The sequence below is a fragment of the Mycobacterium sp. SMC-17 genome (assembly GCF_045310915.1).
Lineage (GTDB): Bacteria > Actinomycetota > Actinomycetes > Mycobacteriales > Mycobacteriaceae > Mycobacterium.
This window is the reverse complement of sequence record NZ_JBJIAK010000153.1, coordinates 1-1,266: the sequence shown is the minus strand read 5'-3', so window position 1 is coordinate 1,266 and position 1,266 is coordinate 1. Positions and strand designations below refer to the sequence as shown.

Below are 1,266 nucleotides of genomic sequence, written 5' to 3'. Positions count from 1 at the left end.
TCTCCAAATGGTGATCGAGTGTCTGTTCTCGCCGGAACGAGGCGGCCCCGGCGCTCGCCCGGATCCGCACGCCGTCCTGCGCCAGCTTGCTGAGGTCGACCAGGCCCACCTCCGCCAAGGCCGCAAGATGTTCGGCGAGCAGCCGATCGAGCAGATCGGCGCATCCGACCCGGAAGTCCGCCAGCGTATGGTAGTTCACCGAGACCCCGCCACACAGCCAGCGATAGACATCGTGGCTCTCGCACAGCCGCTCCAGGGCGCGAGCGCTTCCTACCCCGTCGCTGGTCGCATAGAGCCACAGTGCCCGCAAAAGCCGTGGCGACGTCGCCGGATGACCCGGCCTCTCGCCTCGCGCAGCTCGAGCCCGTCGACATAGCACCAGATCACCCGCGCCGGATGATCTTCCCCGATCAGGCTATCGATATCCACCGCCCGCAGTTCAATCTGATCGCGCTGCGGCTCGCGCAGACGCGGCAAACCCGCTGGCGCCGCATCAGTTTGCGGCTTCGGCTGCTCCGGCAGTTCTCCAAACAGCTGGTCTTCAGCCATCTCCCGCTCTCCCGCAATTCAGCGATTGCAGGGAATCACATCCCCCATCCCTCCCGCTACATCTTTCGCCCAAGCCACAAAAATTCACACGCTCTGAGGAGCCGCGAAGCGGCGTCTCGAAGGGTCGGCGGCCTGGCTAGCGGCCGTGCATCCTTCGAGACGCGCTCCGCGCTCCTCCAGCGACAAAGGCGAAGCCTTTGCGCGGGGATGACGGGACCGCTCTACCGCGTCACCCGCTTGAGCTCTTCCGTCAGCCGATCCAGCGCATCGGCCAGCATCACGCCGCCGCATACCGTGAGCCGCTCGGGCAACACGATGCGCTTGCCCTCCGGATAGAAGCGCTCCAGCGCCGGATGCAACAGGAAGGCGCGGCCCTCGTCCTCGGCGTGATTCCCGGCCTCCGACACCAGGATGAAATCCGGCCGTAGTTGCACGATCGCCTCCAGCGAAGCGAAGCCGCCGGCACCAAGCCCGAGCTCGCCTGCGGCATTGGTCAGGCCGGTTGCCGCCAGCAACGAGCTGATCAGGCTACTGTCGCCCGCGACGAAGCCGCGCCGCTCCAGCGGCAGCACGCGATAGTGATGCGCGCTCGCGACCGCCCGCACCTGCGCGACGGCCGCGTCGAGCCGCGCGATATCGGCTTGCGCGCGCTGCGGATGCTGCAGCACGTCGCCCATCGCCCGGATCTGGTCCTTCACCTCGTCCAGCGTGCGCGGC

1 protein-coding gene and 1 pseudogene are annotated in these 1,266 nt (G+C 67.3%); both read right to left on the bottom strand.

What is annotated here, in order from left to right; genetic code table 11:
• Positions 1–549: pseudogene (locus ACJH7A_RS30520) on the bottom strand (transposase); the annotation flags it as partial.
• 221 nt (positions 550–770) lie between these two features.
• On the bottom strand, positions 771–1,266 hold a 496-nt coding region (locus tag ACJH7A_RS30515; RefSeq protein WP_406803318.1), incomplete at its 5' end, for an ABC transporter substrate-binding protein.